Here is a 19450-nt window from a genome sequence, read left to right on the forward strand (position 1 = left end):
CTATAGTGACTCATATATCAACTATAGCTGAAAATAAAATATACAGAGACACCTTTTATTTTAATCAAATTACTGCACTACCCTCTCAAAGTCAGGTGCTCTAATATCATTTATGTCATCACCCCAGAAGCGCTCGCGGTCTTGTTGTCGTTCTGCTTTACGCAAAGCCTTCTCACGATAGCCCGGTGCAATTGTGTCTTGCATTTCATCAAATACCATACGGTTAATGGCTGCTTTTGTATACCATAAATTTTGTGCTGGTATTTTGCCTTTCACGAATTTGAAAGCTTCATTTCCGAAATTGGTGTCCTTGCCTTCATTGTATTGTGTTATGTTGCCAACAGTCAGGCTTAATAGTGACTCAAAATCACTTCCTAGTGGACCAGCTACAAATGAGTGTGCATCTCGTCCCGAAGTATCAGTACCAGCAACTAAAATATCGCCTAAGAATGATAACCCGCCACCCTGTACGGCAGACCTAATAAAGAAGTTACTTGCTTTTTTAGGGTTGTCACTATCCCACATGGTTTGGGGGTCATTACCGTTAAGCAACTCTTTTAATTGAACTACCAACCCGCCAAGTAATGTAGTCATCACAAATAATGGGATTGCATATGCTGCCTTACCTTTTAAGCCTTCTTGGGCCATTGTGCGGCTCCCATGACGCATTAAAAAGGCCACAGAGAAAGATTTAAACTGTACAATCCCTCTAAAGATCTCACCTGTAATCGTTCCTCTAGCACCTACATTTATTAGAGTCTTTTCACGAAGCCCTGCTTCAATTACTGCCATGCCCTGCTCATCTAGTAAATGTGCTTGAAGTTGTGAGGCAACTTGATCTTTCACCTGTTTTGGATCACCAAATGAAGTTAGTTTTTCATCTGGAATTTCATAGATAGAACGCGCTGACATGAGTTGATTGCCTTTGCGGTCCACGACTGGTTCAGCCAATTGGAAAACCTGCCATGCTCGCTCATCTAAGCCCGTATTTGAAAGTAATTCACGGTCTTGTACATCTAGGTCATTCCAAGCTTTAGAACGGCTTAAGCGGCCGTATTTCTCCATAAGGAGTTTAGTGAACCCAACTTTTGATGCTGCTGTAAGTGCATTTAGAAAAGATGCTCGCATAACCTGAGTCGCTATCCCACTAGAGATACGAGCCAGTTTTGCAGTCATGCCATGCGTGGAAGTCAATCCATCATCTGACCATCGAGCAATCGATCCCAACATTTCCTCAGTCGCTAATCCTAAACTATGCGCTAGTTCCCGATCTGCTTTATTGGCTGGGTTAAGTTGTCTAATCAACTCTCCAAAAGCCTTACGATATGAAAGACCATGCACATGAGCTGTTTTAGCAATGGTTGCCTGATCAGTAGTCGATGCGATGGTAGTTCCTCCAAGCATAGAGAAAATATTCATTGAGCGATATGAAGTACCTAAATTTGCAAGAACTTGCGACTGTGGCGAGTTACCACCACTGAACTCATCAAACATAGTTTCAATCCGCTTGCGACTACTTTTGGTTTTATTCTCATCAATTCCCTTTTCCCAATCTTTTTTTGCAGCAGCATCCATCAAAATTTTTAAAGCGGTTTTCGGGTTACTGCCAAGGTTTTCGACCAATGCAATATCTTTTGATAAGCCTTTGATATGAGCATTTACCAAGTCTACAAACTGCATGCTGCCATATTTATTCTGATATCTTAACCATGCATCAGCATCCTTAAAATGTAAGATTCGACTTTCAGAATGTCGGTTAGTTACTTTTGAAGTTCCAGCACCTGTTGCTTGTTTGCCAACCTCAATCTTGTTTGCACCATCACTAGATAACGTATCATATGCATATTCAAGCAATGAACGTATTTCTTGCTGTGAGTAGTAATCGCCGTTCTCATGCACAAACATTCTAGTATCTTGATCTGGAAGCACATCACTTACCCATTGCTCCTTCCCAGCCTTAGCAATTTTTTCTAGACCATGAGTCTGAGGCACAACCCAATTTTCTAGTCTTCCAATGTCACCACCGTTGCGGTTGAATCGCTCGCGCATGTCTTCAAAAACTTCACCCATCTTGTCACTGATCTTTTTTGCTAATGCATCACCAGTGTTTTCACCAAAACGCTCTCGGATGATATTTCTTACTAGCTTCGGATCTGTGTAAACCCCCAAGCCTCCTTTAATATTGGTATAGAATTCTGTTAAACGTCCTTCATAGATTGATGATATTGCACGAGCCAGAGAATCAACTGATGTGATACCTGACATATCACCATGCGCGGCAACCATACGATCAATTACTTCCATTGATGAGAGCTTAGGGTGATCAAGCTTAGTGAAATTTTGACTGTGTAAGAATGTTATTCGCAGCAATTTTATGTTTGCGTTTTAGTTGTTCTTGAATGTCAATTGCAACTTGCTTAGATGCTTCTGTGAGTTTTTCAGAGTCAGAAAGATTGCGCCATTTATCAATATCTTTGCGTGCCATGTTGCGCATGGCTTCATTGATGCGTGATTCAATTTTTATTGCTTCTTGAGCTGATAGTGATTGCTTGCCAAGCGCTTTAGCTACTGCCTGTTTGCATTGTTCTTTCATTTTCATATTCCTATTTTCTAAAACTTGGAACAACACCAACGTTATCCACCCAATATTATTAATTTAGAACGATATTCATATTCAAAAAATGGGTAAATTTTGAAACAAAAAAGGAGGTTTAAAGCCTCCTATTTACTCATTTATATAAAATCAAAAATTCATAGTGTTCAATGAATTCTCCTATTAACGGGATCTCCCTTACTTATACGTTCTAGAATTTGTTTGACAGAGTCCACTTTCTTTAAAATTAAATTTATTTCAAAACCAAACGAATGCTTGTTCAATAGACGCTTATATTTATTCTCAGGATCGAGATAATACCCCGTAATAATTAAAACATTCGATATATTGTTGATCCAAGCTAATGCTGTCCTTAAAGAGGAGTAATATATATCTTTTGGCTTCACCATAATTAATAGCAACTGATTTAATTCTTCAAGGTCATTTACTATAACTAATAACTGATGAATAAATTGCTTCTGAAAAAGCTGATTGGAATCTAGATAACGAATATCTTCCTGAAATTTTTTCAATTTTTCTGGAATACTTTTACATAGATCAATAGCTCGGTTAATACTGGTCCCTGTAATCGGTTCAAAAAACTTCTTTTTAGATCCCATATGTAATCCTCCTAAGCTATAAGGTAACGATTAATTCGAGGTATTTCTTTTTCTGTTTTATTAGTCAAATGCATCCAAAGTTCAACAAAGGCAGCGCCGTTGTCATATTTCATGACACTTCCACAGATCCATTCTCTGACTGAGGAAGCCCCTGATATTGGCAATACATATGCAATCTTTTCAAGTGTCCAACCCAGATTTTTCAAATCTATAATCATTCTGTTGAAGTCTGGAGCTAAATAGTTTGGCAATCTCTTATTAAAAAAAAGATTTTTAGGTGTTGAGAAGCAGCATAACTCAGCAAATATATTCATAGTTCAGCCCTATCAATTTATCTAATTAGGACTTGGATGAGGCTCATAAAAAATGGGTATATTTTCAATAAAACGCGCGCGTGCGCGAGGGAGACCGTAAAACACTATATTTTTAGTCTTTTACTCCACCTGGTAATCAATGCTTGCTTCAATCATCTTTACCAGTACGGCGTATCCAGACAGGTCAAATGATACTTTTTAAAAGCATTCCTAAAACGCTCTAATTTTTCGTATTAGTACCTTAAATCTTTTCATGTACCTTTGGTCATTTTTCTTATTAGAATTGCTCAGTGAGGAACTGGCTGCAAAATGGGGCTATAGATTTGGTCATTTTTAGAAATTCTTTAAAAAAATTATAAATCCATATCAAAATCTCAACTTAAAAATCAGTCTTATGGATCCTCAAAAAGTTAAATTTTGATTCTTAAAAGACTGATAGATTCCTTGATAGGTTCTTTGATAGGTTCTGCATCCCAAAATTGGGTTGATTCTACATCCCATTATTGGGAGCATTCAAAATACCAATAATGGGAATATTACCGTTTTTGGAATAATCCCATTATTGGGTTAGTTATGGGTTAGAAATTGGATTACTTAATAAAGTTAAAGATGCTCCTACTATCTGAAAACATATTAGAAAAGAACAAAACAGATTTGAAGAAATTTATTATATGAATCCTGAGCTTGACTATTAATATAGAAAGCTATTTTTTATAAATATACACGGTCAAAAGAAAAATTAAGAAGGAATATTAAAATAAGATTTTTTAGTAGTCATTAGTTAAATGATGTCTATAATAAAAAATTATATTTATATAATTCAGAGGGGACAACTATGGCCAATTTAACAGATATGGAAGAACTTCTACATAGAATCAAAAATGAGCAAATTAAAGACTACATGAGAGAAGCTCTGACATGCTATATGACAAAAGCATATCGAGGATGTATCGTTTTAAGTTTTATTGCTCTCTTTGATGACATCACATCCAAGTTAGAAAAATTAGCGGCTATCAATAAAGTTGCACGCAATATTTATGATGAAGTTAAAAGAAGAAAAGATGAGCAAGCTGTATATGAAAATTATCTAATTGATCAACTGACTGCAAAAAATCTTTTGCCTGAAATTGATTCAGTATTTGCAGGTATTTTAAGAGAGTTAAGAAATAAGTCAGCCCACCCATCTGGTCACCGACCAAGTGCAGAAGAAGCTAGGTATGTCTTTTTTGAAGTCATTGATAGATTTCTATCAAAACCAATTTTTTCCACAAGTCACTTAGTTGATGAAATTTTGGATAGATTAAAAAATAGTAACTTCTTCGTAGATATTAAAATAGATAAAATTGGAGAGGTTGTTCAAGAAGAAGTGTCCTCATTGCACATGGAAGCATTTCCTCAATTAATCAATAAGCTGATTAATATATTAGATAAACAAGATGATGAGATTATTCTTAAAAATGCCCAATGTTTTATAAATGGATTAGCCGCACTCAATCAAAATGAAGTTAATAATAATCTTAAAAATATCATCGTAAAAGCTAAAAGCGATAATCACTCATATAATGATTTAATATTGGAAACTATATACATACAACCAATTATTTTTTTAAATTCAGATAACATTACTCAAGCTAGAATCAAGAAAGTAATTGCAGAAAAAATTAAATCTTCAAATTTATCTTTATCTCAACAACAGCTCAGAAATCCAGCAAATGTTTTAGTAAGTATTTCTACCATATATTCGGATAAAGACTTTAAAGATAATTTCTCTGAGACCTTAGAAGAATTATTTAGAAGAGCTCCAAATTTTAAATTACTCTCAAATCTGTTTAAAGATAAACCGTTAGTTTTTGGAAAATATTTAGAGTTGATCAAATCAGGATTAGGCTCAAATTCTTTTGACATAGCAAATGGATTCTGTGAGAAAGTCAAGGGGATTGAAGAGGTATATCTTAAATACATCGATGATAAACAATCATTTGAAATTATTACTGCTATTTCTAATTCAGCAACTGTAGGTGCTTTTAAGGCTGAAAGTATTATGGGAACTGAGTTTAATTCCATTTCAGCTACTAAAAACAAAGCTATGAAATATATAGAAACTCATCTAGATGATGCTCAAGAATATTTTAAGTCACAAGTTGGAAAAGATTTGCCTGATTTTCTTAAACCTGAACAAGCTCTCAATTGAGAGCTCTTTTCAGAAGGATTACTTTTCTAAGGAATAAAATTAATATAAGTACATTTTAAAATAAGGATACAAGTGAGGATACAAAGCCATATTTAATAATAACCAATACTTAATTTTAAAGGCTTATACAAGATTGTTCTAGTCCCGCAGGGCGCACGCATTTAATTAATCCTTCACTTCAGCCAGCAACGTTTCAGCTGCAAGTTTTCCTAAATTATTAGAAGCAAGCGGACTATCGCCTGTTAATAATTTACGATCTCTATGACATTGTCCTGTAATGCCAGTGTTCAAAATCTTCACACCGAGTTTTTCAAGGTTCTCACCGACTAGCCATGGTAAAGCTCCTGGCATATAACCGATATCAATATTTGCCCCCTTATCTAATGAATCAGGGAATACACAAATTTGATAATCTTTAAAAATATAATTCTCAGGTTGTTCATCTACTGCCGCAGCAAGCAGCGAAGCTGGACCATGACATAAAGTAATGATAAATTTGTCTTGTTCAACTGCCCATTTCAGAACTTTTTTGACATCCAAGCTATGTGGAATCTTAGCTAAAACACCATGCCCACCCGGAATAAATATAGCCGCATATGGGGAGTTTTCCCCCACTGCATTTTCTAAAATATCGCCAAGTTTTAGCGGATTTTTTAATTTATCTGCATATTTCTGGAAAGTATCTAATACTACCTGCTCTTGCTTTGGCATTGCCCACATTTCAAGTTTGGCTGGATTACCGGAAAGTGTCGCAACGTCAATTTCAAAACCAGCATTATCTAAATGAAACATCGGCAAAAGCATTTCTACTGGATGGTTTCCGGTAGAAAAGAACTTACCGTTTTGCATCTGGATATAACGCTCATCAGTTGCAATCATTAAGACCTTTTTATTACCTGTATACGGCGTTGGGTAGGTCGTACCGTCGTAATCTGTTTTAGGAGAAGTATATTGGCTCAGTGAGTATGGTGATGGGAAGAATGCATTATCTTCTGCCAAATCTGGAGTCGGATTTTTATCATTTGATGCTGGGGTATTCATTGTTACCATCCTTTAGAATTGAAGAACGAAATAACAGCTTTAAGCCAGTTATTATTTCTTAGTACATGTATATTTAGATCAAGAAACTGGTGCAACACGCCAATAGAATTTGGCAATTTTTATATAGAAATAGGCACAATTAATAATTATAAATTTCAGTTTAGGCAAACATGACGTTCACCTAAACTATCACAGATTAAATTAAGTATTAATCTCTAAAACGATCTTTCCAATATGGTCACCTTGTTCCATACATGCATGGGCACTTTGTACATCTGAAAAATCATAAGTTTTATAGATTTGCGGTAAGCACTTGCCTTGCGCTAATAACGGCCACACATGTTCATGTAATGACTGAGCAATCTGGGCTTTTTCTTGGCTATTACGTGCTCGCATAGTTGAGCCAGTAATAGTTGCACGTTTTAAAATCAGTTTCTGCAAATCAAATTCTTTTGCAATTCGACCGCCCATAAAACCAATAATGACCAGTCGACCATCACGTTTTAATAGATTTAAGTTTTTCGAGAAATATGAACCACCCACAATATCCAAAATCACATCAACACCTTGGTCTTGGGTGTGTTTCAAAATTTCTTGCTCAAAATCTTGGGTTTTATAGTTAATTGCAGTCGTTAAGTTAGAGAGTGCTTCAACTTTATCTTCACTTCCAACTGTAGCAAAAGTTTTAATCCCTAAAGCATTGCAAATCGCTAAAGCTGTGGTCCCAATACCACTTGCACCACCATGAATCAGTGCTGTTTCATTTTCTTTTAAACGGCCGATATCAAACAGGTTTGCCCAAACTGTAAAGAATGTTTCCGGAATCGCAGCAGCTTGTGTAAATGTTAGATTTTCAGGTATTGGCAATACTTGCGTTGCAGTTACCGCACAGTATTCTGCATAACCACCACCGTTGGTTAAAGCACAAACCTTGTCTCCAACTTTGAACTGTTGCACCTGTTCACCTACAGCAACCACGACCCCAGCGACTTCAAGACCCGGAATTTGCGTAACACCTTTAGGCATTGGGTATAAACCCATACGCTGCAATACGTCTGGACGGTTAATTCCAGCAGCTTTTACCTCAATTAACACTTCATCTGCTTGAGGAACTGGAACATCTGAATCTTGAAGTTTTAAGACCTCAGGTCCGCCAGGAACCGTAATTTCAACAATTTTCATGGTTGTTGGAAGACTCATTGATATGCTCCATGTTTGGTTTATATTTTAAATGTATTGATTTACTTTAATTCATTGAAGATTTAGGTGGAACTCCAAACAGCCGTTTAAACTCTCGACTAAACTGTGAAGCACTTACATACCCAACCTGATAGGCGGCTTCAGCAACACCCATTTGATTATTTAAGATTAAATCACGTGCCTTATGTAATCGAGTAATCTTAATGTACTGTAATGGAGAATAGTTCGTGACTTTCTTAAACGCTTGATGAAAAAGAGAGACACTCATTCCTGCTTGTTTAGCAAGTTCCTGAACCGTTAAATTATGATAGTAATCTCTTTGAATAATTTCACAAATTGTATAAATCACACTATTTCGACTTATCATAGCCGAAAGATTTTCGATTAAATCGCGACTACCTGCCTGCAAAACCCGATAAATGAGTTCTCGTTTTATCTGTTCTCCCAATATCGCAGTATCTTGTTTAGAACGAAGTAAATTCAACAAGCGTAAAGCAACCTCAGATATTACCGTGTTCATGTCTATAATATTTAAACCACAACTGAGCTTTATATCTCTTTTTTCAAGCTCATCTATAGATGGCTGCTGGTCTTTATCCATTTTAGTGGCTAAATCAGCCATCATTTGCGTTTCAAACTTAATCGCAATTGCCAGCATCGGTTCATTTTCAACCAACGTATCGCAGTCAAAAGGTATAGCGATCGAGATGAGTAAACACTGGCCTTGTTGAAACTGAAAAGTATCTTTCCCGATATAACCACGCTTTACGCCTTGTATAACTAAAACAATTGAAGGCTCTTGTAATACAGCAACAGGTTGTGTGGAATGATCTACCCTCATAAGGGTGATGTTTGAAATATAGGTAGGATACAGCCCTTCTTGAGGAGCCAAATATAAAAAAGCCTCTACCAATCTTTTCATCAAATCATTCTGTTGCATTGCTTTATTTTTTACGGGCTATTTAAGATTTACTATATCAATCAAACTAAAAGGGAAAAGTATTTCTTGGTAGTACTTTGTATAAATAAGCAAGTTAAAGCTATTTTTAGGCATAAAAAAACCTAGAAGATTCTAGGTTTTTTTATTCAATCTGATGATTAAGCAGATAAGTTAAAGAACATTGCTGCAATCAAAATAATGACACCGAGCACAATACGGTACCAAGCAAATACGCGTAGCGTATGGCGTTCAACAAAAAGTACCAGTGCCTTTACTACAAATAAAGCTGCAATAAATGCTGCAACAAAACCAACACCAATATTAATCATATTGTCTGAGGTCAACACATCAGCATTTTTAATTAAGTCAAATGTCGCTGCACCTAACATGGTCGGCATTGCAAGGAAGAATGAAAATTCTGTTGCGGCTTTACGTGATAAACCTGCAAACATCCCGCCTACAATTGTCGCACCTGAACGAGATGTTCCCGGAATCATCGCAACACATTGAGCAAGACCAACTAACAGTGCCTGCTTAAACGTGATTTTTGTTGCATCTAATGTTTTATGCTCAAACTGTTTAGATTCAACCCAGAAAATAATGAGTGCACCGACAATGAGGGCAATCGCAACCACAATTGGGCTAAACAAAACACTTTTAATAAAATCGACAGCTAAAACGCCAATAATCACTGCTGGGAAAAAAGCAATTAATACACTAAAAGCAAAATGACGCGACTCTACATCGCCACTAAAGAAGCCTTTAATCAAGTTAATAATTTTTTGTCGATATAACCAGCACACTGCCAAAATAGCACCTAACTGGATCACTACTTCAAATACACGACCACCATCTGAATGGAAATCGATAATATGACCAAATAAAATCAAATGGCCAGTACTGGAAATTGGTAAAAATTCAGTTAAACCTTCAACAAATCCTAGAAATAGTGCTTTTATAACTTCAAAATTTTCCATCACTTGCTCAAAAAGTTAATCACTAGAAAGCTCTAAAAAGTTGTTTTATATCATGGATAAACCAATACTTTGGATTATTTCATGTTCAATATCAGATCATTTCTAGCATTTTGGTTATTGCCTTTAATTAAAGGCCGATTATTTAAAGTGCAATAATGTATCACATCATTATGACAAACTTAGGTTAACTATCGTAAAAAGATAAAATCTAATCAAAAACAAATCATCTTCTAGTTATACATAAAAGTTCTTACACTCAAGCAAGCCAAGAAACCATCTTAAAACATCAAACAAACATGATATTATTTCAAGCATATGTCATTTATATTTAAAATTTAAACAAAATGAAAAATACTAAAATCAACGCACGTCATCTGATTATCGATCTCTTTCTTTCCTCTGCTTACCCTCAACTTACGATTAAACAAATTTTGGTGGCCGCCAAACTGTTTAACTTAAGTGAAAACGGTATTCGAGTTGCGACCACCCGTTTATTAAATGAAGGTATGATCGAAAGTGTAGAACGCGGAATCTATCAACTTTCACCTTCTACGAAAGATTGGGCAAAAGTAATTCTCAATCGTAAAAATGGTATTAAACAAACTAAAGAATGGCAGCAACATTATCTTGCTGTTTTTACAGGCACTCTGGGCCGTATAGACCGAACTGCTCTTAAAAAACGTGAACGTGTACTGCGTCAATTTGGTTTTAAAGAATTAGAAACGGGTATTTACATCCGCCCAGACAATTTAGCTTATAGTTTTGAAAAAACCTGTGAGGAGCTTGTTTTAGCTGGGCTAGAGAAAGAAGCAAAAATTTGTATTATTCACCATTTCGAACCCTCAACGCTTAAGCAAATTTTTTCTTTATGGGATACCAAACAACTCGAAAAAAATTATGAAATGTACAGTCGAGATATCACACACTGGCTTGAAAACTATACTCACCTCTCCTTAAATGATGCAGCAGTTAAAGCCCTTCTTTTAGGTCGGGAAACGATTGCTTTACTCATGAATGACCCCCTATTACCAGCTCCATTTGTAAATGAGTCTGCGCGTAATCAATTTGCTCAAGATGTACAGCAGTTAGACGCGATCGGCCAAAAACTTTGGAAAAAAATATATGAACAAGAACTAAATCTATAATCATCTGATTTATTTTTTTACAAACAAATATTTCACTTTTTAATTTTTTATGACTATATTTGTAATATAAAAATATAGATACCGAACTCTAATTTGGGAGAATAACAATGAATACGCAGGTAAGTGTTACGGACCTATTTAGCAGAGAAGAAATACAAGAGCTTACAGAACCTTCAGATGCATATGGTGCTTGGGCGGTTGCCAGCACATGGGCTGTTATTGGCGGAACATTCGCCAGCTTAATAATGATGTGGGACTACTTACCGAGTTGGGGTAAATTATTAGCATGTATGCTTGCCTTAGCAATCTTGGCGGGTCGTCAGTTATGCCTCGCAATTTTAATGCACGACGCGTCTCACAAAAGTTTATTCAAAAATAAAAAAATAAATGATTTCGTAGGTGAATGGCTATGCGCCCGCCCCATCTGGAATGATCTTCAAAAATATCGTGTACACCATGTTCGTCACCATGCAAAAACCTCTACTCCAGATGACCCAGATCTTTCTTTAGTTGCTGGTTTTCCTGTCAGTAAAAAGTCTCTGACTCGTAAATTCTTACGCGACTTAACAGGTATGACTGGCTTAAAGTTTAGCTTAGGTCGAGTTTTAATGGATCTGGATGTCATGAAATGGACTGTTGCCAATGATCAAATTTGGTTAGACCGTAGTCATAAAAATTTTGTTGACTATGCAAAGAGTATTGCAAAAAACAGTACAGGTGCTATTGCAACGAATTTAGCACTTTATGGCGTTTTAAAAGCATTTGGTCAACAACGTTTTTATTGGTTATGGCCTCTGGCTTACTTAACCCCATTCCCACTTTTTTTACGTATTCGCTCTATGGCAGAACACGCTGGTATGCAAACCAGCAATACTGCTTTAACCAATACTCGAACAACACGAGCTGGATGGATTGCGAGAAGTTTTGTTGCACCAATCCACGTCAATTACCATATGGAACATCATTTAATGGCGTCTGTTCCATATTTTAAATTACCGCGTATGCACAAAATATTAAGAGAACGTGGGCATGTTCCCGCTCCACCGAGCTATTTTGAAGTGATTCATACACTTTCTTCAAAACAAGAGTTAACAAATTAAGATAGGGTTAGAAGACCACTTTCAAATTTGTGGTCTTCTGTATGATTCGCTTAAGTTCAAATTTTTTAGTTTTAACTGAGTTCGATAATACTTAGGTGTCACTCCCATCCAGCGTTTAAAAGCGCGAGTGAAATGAGATGTATCTGCATAACCTAAACTTAAAGCCACAGTTTCAATTGATGTAGAACTATTTTCTAAAAGATGATGTGCATATTGCTTTCGAGTTAAATCAACTAATGCTGAGAAACTTGTATTATCGGTTGCCAAGTACCGCTGTAAGCTACGTTCTGACATATTCATCATTTGAGCGACTTGCTTAACTTTTAATATTTCTCGCTGATTAGTGATCAATAATTTTTTTATGACTTGGCTAACTTCTGCTTTCCATCCGCTGCGTAACTTCAATTTATCGAGATCTTTTTTACACTGTGCTTTCAGTAAAGGCGCAAGCATCGGGTCGGCCGTTAGGATGGGCTGCGATAAATATTCTTTTGGAAAAATCCAGACATTCTGTTTTTCATTAAATAAACAATCTACACCCAATTCATCTTTTAATTTTGAAAAACCGACGGGTTCAGACATATTTAACTTAACTGTACCTAAAGAAGATAATCCTGTGAGATGCTTCGCGATTTGAACGAAACCTAATAACAAAAAAATAGTCGCATTTGGACTCAACTGAAAAGCTTTCAAAGGCTGGTGTATAGACCAGTAAATATAATCTTGTTCTTGCTTTAACTCAGGTTTAAAGGCATCACAACGGGCCCCTATAAATTGCTCAAGTATTTTTAAGGCCTCTCCCAAATTTGTACTGACCATGGCCGTCATACCCACTGAGCCATAACAAGACGCTTTCATTTCCAAAGCCAAATAACCCGCCAATGCTGGCTCATAAGTGAGTTGAATCGCTTGCTCAAGTAAGTTATTTAAGGAATTAAATTCAACATACCAATACGGTTTGTTTAATTGTTCTAATGTTATGCCACTTCCATCTAAAAGCTGCTCAGCAGAGATATTCAAGCGCTTAACCATATCGACTAATAAATTAATATAAGTTCCGGGTAATTCTGGGTTCAGGTTTGGTCCACTAGAAATCATAAATATGGCGTCAAATGGTAAAAACTGTCAGTTCATGAACTATGCCATGCTTTTAAATTAATGCATAGTTGTTCAAAACGAAACCCGCTAAATTGCACTAGACAACACAATTTCTGAAAAGAATACAGGTCACCTTATGAATATTCTGATCGTTCATGCTCATCCAGAGCCACTATCTTTTACAACATCATTAAAAACCACAGCCCAGCAAACTTTTAAAAAGTTGGGTCATCGTGTAGAAGTTTCTGACTTATATGCAATGCAATTCAACCCTGTAGCTTCCAAAGAGGATTTTTTAGAACTCAATCAACCCGACTATTTCAATTACGCATTAGAACAACGTAATGCCGCCAAGCAAAACCTTTTAGCACCTGATATCCAAGCGGAAATTGAAAAGGTAAAACGAGCAGATTTGATCATTTTAAACTTCCCTCTTTACTGGACTTCTGTCCCGGCAATTTTAAAAGGATGGATTGATCGCGTATTCGTTTCAGGACTTTTTTATGGCGGAAAGCGTTTTTATAACCACGGTGGTATGGCGGGGAAAAAAGCAAAGCTCTGTTTAACACTGGGCGGTAGAACGCATATGTTTGGCGAGAGCTCCATTCACGGACCAATTGAACATTATCTCTCACCCATTCAACGCGGCACCTTGGCTTATACTGGTTTTGAGGTCCTTCCACCATTCATTGCCTACCATGTACCTTATATTAGCCAAGAGGCACGAGAAACCATTCTTGAAGACTATATAACGTACCTTACTCACCTCGACCAGCTAGAACCTTTAAAATTTCCCAAACTTGAAGAATTTGATGAGAAGTTATATCCCCTTTAATGGTATGTTTTAGCTCTAAAAGCAGACTAACCAGACATACTTCTCATTTTTTGGTTATTCTTTGGAATATAAAAGATCTTAACTAGTCTTTAAACCCTCCCAAAAATTGATCAATTGGTAAAAAAAATTGCTTAATTTCCACCCATTAATTAAGAATATAAAACTTAATCAATAATATACACATGTAGAGAAACTAGACTTGTCCAGTAAAAATGATAACTAATACTCAATTCATAACCAATCAATTCATATTTTTACAAAAAAATCTTTGGCCATTTTTTTTGGATTTATGACAAAAATGTCATAAATCTAAAGCCTATTAATAATAGATAAAAAATATAAATATCAAATATTTAAAATAATTTAATAATGTAAATTTTTCTCCATATTTCATTCATTATTGACATTTTTTGTATAAAAAATGAGTACTCCCCAGTTCATATAACAGATTTACTCTTAGTGTAATTATGCTATTTTTGTTACATGGAGTTATCAAAGCTTTGAAACTTGTAATTAAAAGCTTTGAAGGCAACACAGTTTAAACGGTTTAACTCTGTTACTTTTAAAAAAATGTCTTGAAGTTCAAGGAAAGATTAAAATGAAATTAAAACATCTGAGCACTGCAATGATTTTAGCAACGCTGCCTGCAACTGGGGTTTTTGCAGCAGCTTTGGATCGCTCTGGACAGTCAATGTCTGCATTCTTTCAACCAGGTAATTATTTTGAAGCAGGTATCTCTGTTTTAGACCCAACTGTAGAGGGTAAAGAAGCAGGATCAAGCGCAACTCGTCGTAATATTGACGATATGGGTAATGATTACTACTTCCCAAGTGCTGCATTAAAACTACAACTTAACGATAAATTCTCTTTTGGTCTACTCTATGACCAACCATTTGGAGCAGATGCAGAATATTCAGGTAACAATGTATTCGTATCTCATCCAGGTACTGATACTGTTTTATCAGCAGCAGCTATCGATGGTCTTGTTACTAAAAAAGCAACTGAAGCTTTGCAAGCACAAGGTGCACCTATCAATGACCAAACTTTAGCTTTAGCAAAAGGCCAAGTTTTAGCAAGTAAACAATTCCAAACTTTAGCTGGTGCTCTTGCTGCAGCAAATAATTATTTAGGTAATGGTGGAACTAAAGTTAAAGTTGATACTCAAAACTTATCTTTTGTATTTGGTTATCAACCAACGAAAAACTTTAATTTCTACGCAGGTCCTGTATTACAAACAGTTAAAGGTAATGTAAGTTTACGAGGTCAAGCGTATAGCCTTTATAATGGTTATGATGCAAATATCAAAGAAACTACAGGTGCTGGTTGGTTAGCAGGTGCAGCTTATCAAATTCCTGAAATCGCACTTAGAGCATCTGTAACTTATCGTTCTGAAATTGACCATAAAGTAGATATTAATGAAAATTTATCTTTATTAAACTTCCCTGGTCTTACTTCAGTACTTGGTGGTTTAGATGTTCCAGCATCTAAACTTCAAGCAATTAATACATCTGGTAAAACGACAATTACTACTCCACAGTCTGTTAACCTTGATTTTCAAACAGGGATCATGGCTGATACCGTTGCATTTGCCAATGTTCGTTGGGTGAACTGGAAAGACTTCTCAATTCAACCATATAAATTTGGTAAAGTTTCAGAAGCTGTAGGTGGGCTAGTTGGCCGTCCAAATGGCTTTAACTTAGTTGAATATTCAGACGATCAATGGACAGTGAATGCTGGTGTAGGTCGTAAGCTTAATGAAAAATGGGCAGGTAATGTCTCTGTAGGTTGGGATTCTGGCGCAGGTAACCCGGTGACTACATTAGGCCCAACAGAAGGTTACTGGAACGTAGGTGTAGGCGTTCAATATAGCCCTACTCCACAAACATTTATTGCTGGTGGTGTGAAATACTTCTGGTTGGGTGATGCTAAAGCACAAACTGGTGCACAAGCTGGTAGTGATCAATATGTTGCAGAATTCTCTGATAACAATGCGATCGCCTATGGTTTAAAACTTGGCTATAAATTCTAAGTTTCAAACTCATTCATATAAAAAAGGCGCTTTAAGCGCCTTTTTTATTGTCCATTCTTAAGCAGGAATATTACGCTGCGAAACTGAACGGATTGCTTCTTTTAGGGCATCATATCCATTAATTGCTGGGAACTGTGGGAATTCCGCAATCACGTTGGCAGGTGCATCAAATAAGAAGCCATGATCAGCTTCACCAAGCATGGTTGTGTCATTATATGAATCTCCTGCCGCGATTACACGGAAATTTAAACCGTGAAGCGCTTTAACTGACTCGCGTTTTTGGTCTGGTTGACGAAGTTTATAAGCTGTAATCATCCCATTTTCATCAGTTTCTAATTTGTGACAGAAAATTGTTGGCCAGCCTAATTGCTTCATTAGAGGATGAGCAAACTCATAGAAAGTATCGGACAAAATGACCAGTTGGAAATGATTACTCACCCATTCAACAAACTCTTTGGCACCTGGTAATGGCCCCATCTCGGCAATAACTTCTTGAATATCATTTAGGCCTAGACCATGTTGTTTTAAAATATTCAGACGCTGCGTCATTAAAACATCATAATCGGGAATATCACGAGTTGTTGCTTCTAGTTCTTTAATCCCTGTTTTTTTTGCGAAATTGATCCAGATTTCAGGAACTAAAACTCCTTCAAGATCTAGGCATACGATTTCCATGAATGCTTCCAACGTTGGTTAAAAATTGCTGTATCATACCATTAAGATTTTCAGATTTGCGTTGTTATTGATCAAATCAATTTTATTCATAAGGATCGAAATTAAAGTGCTAAGCAATTTATTCACTATCCTTTAGAATATTTTTCATAACACAATGCGCCCAAGCCTTTTGCCAGGAACACCCATGACCGTTATTCCGACTATTGATATCGTTGATGCTCTCGCGGCTGAATATGCAGCTAAAAGCCCACGTGAGATTTTAGAGCTTGCATTAAGCCAACAAGGTGAAATCGCAATTTCTTTCTCTGGAGCAGAAGATGTAGTCTTAATTGATATGGCTTCACGTTTAGGTAAACCCTTCCGTGTTTTTAGTCTTGATACTGGGCGGCTGCATCCTGAAACTTATCAATTTATTGAAACTGTTCGTAAGCACTACAATATTAATATCGAGATTTGCTTCCCGGAATCTGAAGCTGTGCAAAGCATGGTAAATGAAAAAGGCTTATTTAGCTTCTTTAAAGATGGACACCAAGAGTGCTGTGGTATTCGAAAAGTTCAACCTTTACGTAAGAAACTTGCGACTTTAGATGGTTGGATTACAGGCCAGCGTAAAGATCAAAGTCCGGGTACACGTACTGAAATTCCAGTGGTACAAGCAGATGCTGGTTTCTCTGGTCCGGGTAAGCAACTCATTAAATATAACCCGCTTGCGAACTGGTCTAGTGCCGATGTGTGGAGTTACATCCGCATGATGGAAATTCCATACAACCCTCTACACGAGCGTGGTTTTGTTTCTATTGGCTGTGAGCCATGTACACGTCCAGTACTTCCAAACCAGCATGAACGTGAAGGCCGTTGGTGGTGGGAAGAAGCAACACAAAAAGAATGTGGCTTACATGCAGGCAACTTAAAAAAATAGTCTGGTATAAAAAAACCACTGATGAATCAGTGGTTTTTTTTACAGTTATATCTCGTACACAAAGTCATATTTAATCTGTAATAAACGCTATATACTAAATTTTACGGTTCTATAATTCTAATAAGAGCTCAGTTAAGGGCTTCTTAGAAAAAAGCATGAGGCACAACGAGTTATGCGTCCATTACACCCTATTGATTTTATTTTTCTATCGTTAGAAAAAAGACAACAACCGATGCATGTTGGCGGATTGTTTTTATTTGAAATTCCTGAAAATGCCCCTGAAACTTTCGTTCGTGATTTAGTAGAAGAAATTCGCCAATCGAAAAGTATTCCTGTCCCACCCTTTAATAACCGTTTAAATGGCTTATTTTGGGATGAAGATGAAGAATTCGATATCGATCATCATTTTCGTCATATTGCCTTGCCTCATCCTGGCCGAATTCGTGAATTACTCGTATATATTTCTCAGCAGCACAGTTCTTTAATTGACCGTGCAAAACCTCTGTGGACCTGCGACATTATTGAAGGGATCGAAGGTAATCGTTTCGCGATGTACTTTAAGATTCATCATGCCATGGTAGATGGCGTTGCGGGTATGCGCTTAATTGAAAAGTCTCTATCAAAAACACCACAAGAAAAACATGTGGTTCCACTTTGGTGTGTAGAAAGTAAAAGAACAAAACGCTTAAAAGTACCAAAACCAAGTACTAGTAAAATCAAAAATATTTTAGGAGGCATCAAGTCACAGCTTGAAGTTACTCCGAAGGTCATGCATGAGTTATCACAAACCATCTTTAAAGAAATGGGGAAAAATCCTGACTATGTATCGACTTTTCAGGCGCCAGTTTCAATTTTGAATCAACGCGTAAGCGCTTCACGTCGCTTTGCAGCTCAATCTTTTGAATTAAGTCGCCTTAGAAAGATTTCTAAAGCGCTTGGTGTGACCATTAATGACGTCGTACTTGCTGTATGTTCTGGGGCATTACGTGAATACCTGATTAGTCATAATAGCTTGCCTAAAAAGCCTCTTATTGCGATGGTGCCCGCTTCACTGCGTACAGATGACTCTGACGTAAGTAATCGCATTACGATGATTCTAGCGAATTTGGGGACCCATAAAGACCAGCCTCTAGAACGACTCGAAATTATTCGTCGTAGTATGCAAAATTCAAAGCAACGCTTTAGCCGAATGACTGCAAATGAGATTTTAAACTATAGCGCTGTAGTTTATGGCCCAGCAGGTCTAAACATCATGTCTGGAATGCTTCCTAAGCGTCAGGCATTCAATTTAGTGATTTCTAATGTACCTGGCCCACGTGAGCCACTTTATTGGAATGGTGCGAAATTAGATGCGCTCTACCCTGCTTCTATAGTCATGGATGGGCAAGCGCTTAATATTACGATGACAAGCTATCTGGATAAGCTTGAAGTAGGTTTAACAGCATGTCGAAATGCTTTACCTAAGATGCAAAACCTTTTAACCCATCTTGAAGATGAGATTCAACGGTTTGAAGAAATTATTGAGGAAAAACAGCTGAAACATCATTCAGCAAGTTAAGAAAAATTAAGGGGCTTTGAAATGGCCCCTTATTTTTTAATTGCGCGGCACTGGTTAAGCAACTGATGACATACTGAACGGATCATCGCAGTTGTAATCGGTACTTCTTTACCTTGGTCATTCAACATATAGCAGCTATTTACTGGCGTGCTTTCTAAAACATGTTTAAGACCGTTGCTAATTAGGTTTTCACTTACATTCATGGGTTATACCTC

16 protein-coding genes and 1 pseudogene are annotated in these 19450 nt (G+C 36.7%); 7 read left to right on the plus strand and 10 right to left on the minus strand.

All coding sequences use genetic code 11. The annotated features are described in order from the left end of the window. Positions 1-69: 69 nt before the first annotated feature. The 3 genes and pseudogenes from J582_RS10665 to J582_RS0104565 all read right to left on the minus strand — a co-directional run bounded on the left by J582_RS10665 (position 70) and on the right by J582_RS0104565 (position 3527). Positions 70-2593 (minus strand): annotated as a pseudogene (locus J582_RS10665) (hypothetical protein). A gap of 167 nt (positions 2594-2760) precedes the next feature. Continuing rightward, complete coding sequence (locus tag J582_RS10670; protein ID WP_032018871.1) at positions 2761-3213, minus strand: hypothetical protein; 453 nt, start codon at positions 3211-3213, stop codon at positions 2761-2763. A gap of 11 nt (positions 3214-3224) precedes the next feature. Continuing rightward, entirely contained in the window at positions 3225-3527 is a 303-nt protein-coding gene (locus tag J582_RS0104565; RefSeq protein WP_032018870.1) for a hypothetical protein, read from the minus strand. 835 nt (positions 3528-4362) lie between these two features. Between J582_RS0104565 and J582_RS10675 the strand changes: the two genes are divergently transcribed. Then, positions 4363-5718, plus strand: a complete 1356-nt coding sequence (locus tag J582_RS10675; RefSeq protein WP_032047840.1) for a hypothetical protein — start codon at positions 4363-4365, stop codon at positions 5716-5718. A 165-nt stretch (positions 5719-5883) separates the two neighbouring features. On the opposite strand, the gene hchA is transcribed toward J582_RS10675, so the two are convergent. The 4 genes from hchA to J582_RS10695 all read right to left on the minus strand — a co-directional run bounded on the left by hchA (position 5884) and on the right by J582_RS10695 (position 9876). Then, positions 5884-6759, minus strand: coding sequence for a glyoxalase III HchA (hchA, locus tag J582_RS10680; RefSeq protein WP_004705826.1), 876 nt, complete (start codon positions 6757-6759; stop codon positions 5884-5886). Between the two features lie 201 nt (positions 6760-6960). Then, positions 6961-7959 (minus strand): NAD(P)H-quinone oxidoreductase, encoded by a 999-nt coding sequence (locus tag J582_RS10685; RefSeq protein WP_031981702.1) that lies wholly within the window; start codon positions 7957-7959, stop codon positions 6961-6963. Positions 7960-8005: 46 nt separating this feature from the next. Then, positions 8006-8899, minus strand: coding sequence for an AraC family transcriptional regulator (locus J582_RS10690; protein WP_004705824.1), 894 nt, complete (start codon positions 8897-8899; stop codon positions 8006-8008). Positions 8900-9057: 158 nt separating this feature from the next. Continuing rightward, complete coding sequence (locus J582_RS10695) at positions 9058-9876, minus strand: undecaprenyl-diphosphate phosphatase (protein WP_017393864.1); 819 nt, start codon at positions 9874-9876, stop codon at positions 9058-9060. A 344-nt stretch (positions 9877-10220) separates the two neighbouring features. Between J582_RS10695 and J582_RS10700 the strand changes: the two genes are divergently transcribed. Then, complete coding sequence (locus J582_RS10700; protein ID WP_031981700.1) at positions 10221-11021, plus strand: PaaX family transcriptional regulator C-terminal domain-containing protein; 801 nt, start codon at positions 10221-10223, stop codon at positions 11019-11021. Between the two features lie 107 nt (positions 11022-11128). After that, positions 11129-12121, plus strand: coding sequence for a fatty acid desaturase family protein (locus J582_RS10705; protein WP_032047841.1), 993 nt, complete (start codon positions 11129-11131; stop codon positions 12119-12121). 21 nt (positions 12122-12142) lie between these two features. Here the strand turns inward: J582_RS10705 and J582_RS0104570 are convergent, their stop codons facing one another. Next, entirely contained in the window at positions 12143-13198 is a 1056-nt protein-coding gene (locus J582_RS0104570; protein WP_031981697.1) for an AraC family transcriptional regulator, read from the minus strand. A 157-nt stretch (positions 13199-13355) separates the two neighbouring features. On the opposite strand from J582_RS0104570, the gene J582_RS10710 reads away from it, so the two are divergent. Then, positions 13356-14054, plus strand: a complete 699-nt coding sequence (locus J582_RS10710; RefSeq protein ID WP_032047842.1) for an NAD(P)H-dependent oxidoreductase — start codon at positions 13356-13358, stop codon at positions 14052-14054. Positions 14055-14652: 598 nt separating this feature from the next. Beyond that, positions 14653-16083 carry an OmpP1/FadL family transporter gene (locus tag J582_RS10715; RefSeq protein WP_016803909.1) on the plus strand — a complete coding sequence of 477 codons (1431 nt, stop codon included), beginning with the start codon at positions 14653-14655 and terminating at the stop codon, positions 16081-16083. A gap of 57 nt (positions 16084-16140) precedes the next feature. Here the strand turns inward: J582_RS10715 and thrH are convergent, their stop codons facing one another. Next, complete coding sequence (gene thrH, locus J582_RS10720) at positions 16141-16758, minus strand: bifunctional phosphoserine phosphatase/homoserine phosphotransferase ThrH (protein WP_002051289.1); 618 nt, start codon at positions 16756-16758, stop codon at positions 16141-16143. A gap of 184 nt (positions 16759-16942) precedes the next feature. On the opposite strand from thrH, the gene J582_RS10725 reads away from it, so the two are divergent. Next, positions 16943-17677, plus strand: coding sequence for a phosphoadenylyl-sulfate reductase (locus J582_RS10725; RefSeq protein ID WP_031981694.1), 735 nt, complete (start codon positions 16943-16945; stop codon positions 17675-17677). A 172-nt stretch (positions 17678-17849) separates the two neighbouring features. Then, entirely contained in the window at positions 17850-19235 is a 1386-nt protein-coding gene (locus tag J582_RS10730; protein ID WP_031981693.1) for a WS/DGAT/MGAT family O-acyltransferase, read from the plus strand. 29 nt (positions 19236-19264) lie between these two features. Here J582_RS10730 and J582_RS25895 read toward each other — a convergent pair whose 3' ends face one another. Beyond that, positions 19265-19438 (minus strand): PA1571 family protein, encoded by a 174-nt coding sequence (locus J582_RS25895; RefSeq protein ID WP_001103036.1) that lies wholly within the window; start codon positions 19436-19438, stop codon positions 19265-19267. Positions 19439-19450: the final 12 nt, after the last annotated feature.

This window comes from Acinetobacter sp. 1566109, from assembly GCF_000582255.1.
Taxonomy (GTDB): Bacteria; Pseudomonadota; Gammaproteobacteria; order Pseudomonadales; family Moraxellaceae; genus Acinetobacter; species Acinetobacter nosocomialis.

Excerpts from the sequence above, each read along its gene's own strand:
- J582_RS10675 (WP_032047840.1), top strand. The coding sequence starts at position 4,363 with ATGGCCAATTTAACAGATATGGAAGAACTTCTACATAGAATCAAAAAT.
- J582_RS10715 (WP_016803909.1), top strand. The coding sequence starts at position 14,653 with ATGAAATTAAAACATCTGAGCACTGCAATGATTTTAGCAACGCTGCCT.
- J582_RS10725 (WP_031981694.1), top strand. The coding sequence starts at position 16,943 with ATGACCGTTATTCCGACTATTGATATCGTTGATGCTCTCGCGGCTGAA.
- J582_RS25895 (WP_001103036.1), bottom strand. The coding sequence starts at position 19,438 with ATGAATGTAAGTGAAAACCTAATTAGCAACGGTCTTAAACATGTTTTA.
- J582_RS0104565 (WP_032018870.1), bottom strand. The coding sequence starts at position 3,527 with ATGAATATATTTGCTGAGTTATGCTGCTTCTCAACACCTAAAAATCTT.
- J582_RS10670 (WP_032018871.1), bottom strand. The coding sequence starts at position 3,213 with ATGGGATCTAAAAAGAAGTTTTTTGAACCGATTACAGGGACCAGTATT.
- J582_RS10695 (WP_017393864.1), bottom strand. The coding sequence starts at position 9,876 with ATGGAAAATTTTGAAGTTATAAAAGCACTATTTCTAGGATTTGTTGAA.
- J582_RS10705 (WP_032047841.1), top strand. The coding sequence starts at position 11,129 with ATGAATACGCAGGTAAGTGTTACGGACCTATTTAGCAGAGAAGAAATA.
- J582_RS10690 (WP_004705824.1), bottom strand. The coding sequence starts at position 8,899 with ATGCAACAGAATGATTTGATGAAAAGATTGGTAGAGGCTTTTTTATAT.
- J582_RS10700 (WP_031981700.1), top strand. The coding sequence starts at position 10,221 with ATGAAAAATACTAAAATCAACGCACGTCATCTGATTATCGATCTCTTT.
- J582_RS10685 (WP_031981702.1), bottom strand. The coding sequence starts at position 7,959 with ATGAGTCTTCCAACAACCATGAAAATTGTTGAAATTACGGTTCCTGGC.
- hchA (WP_004705826.1), bottom strand. The coding sequence starts at position 6,759 with ATGAATACCCCAGCATCAAATGATAAAAATCCGACTCCAGATTTGGCA.
- thrH (WP_002051289.1), bottom strand. The coding sequence starts at position 16,758 with ATGGAAATCGTATGCCTAGATCTTGAAGGAGTTTTAGTTCCTGAAATC.
- J582_RS10730 (WP_031981693.1), top strand. The coding sequence starts at position 17,850 with ATGCGTCCATTACACCCTATTGATTTTATTTTTCTATCGTTAGAAAAA.
- J582_RS10710 (WP_032047842.1), top strand. The coding sequence starts at position 13,356 with ATGAATATTCTGATCGTTCATGCTCATCCAGAGCCACTATCTTTTACA.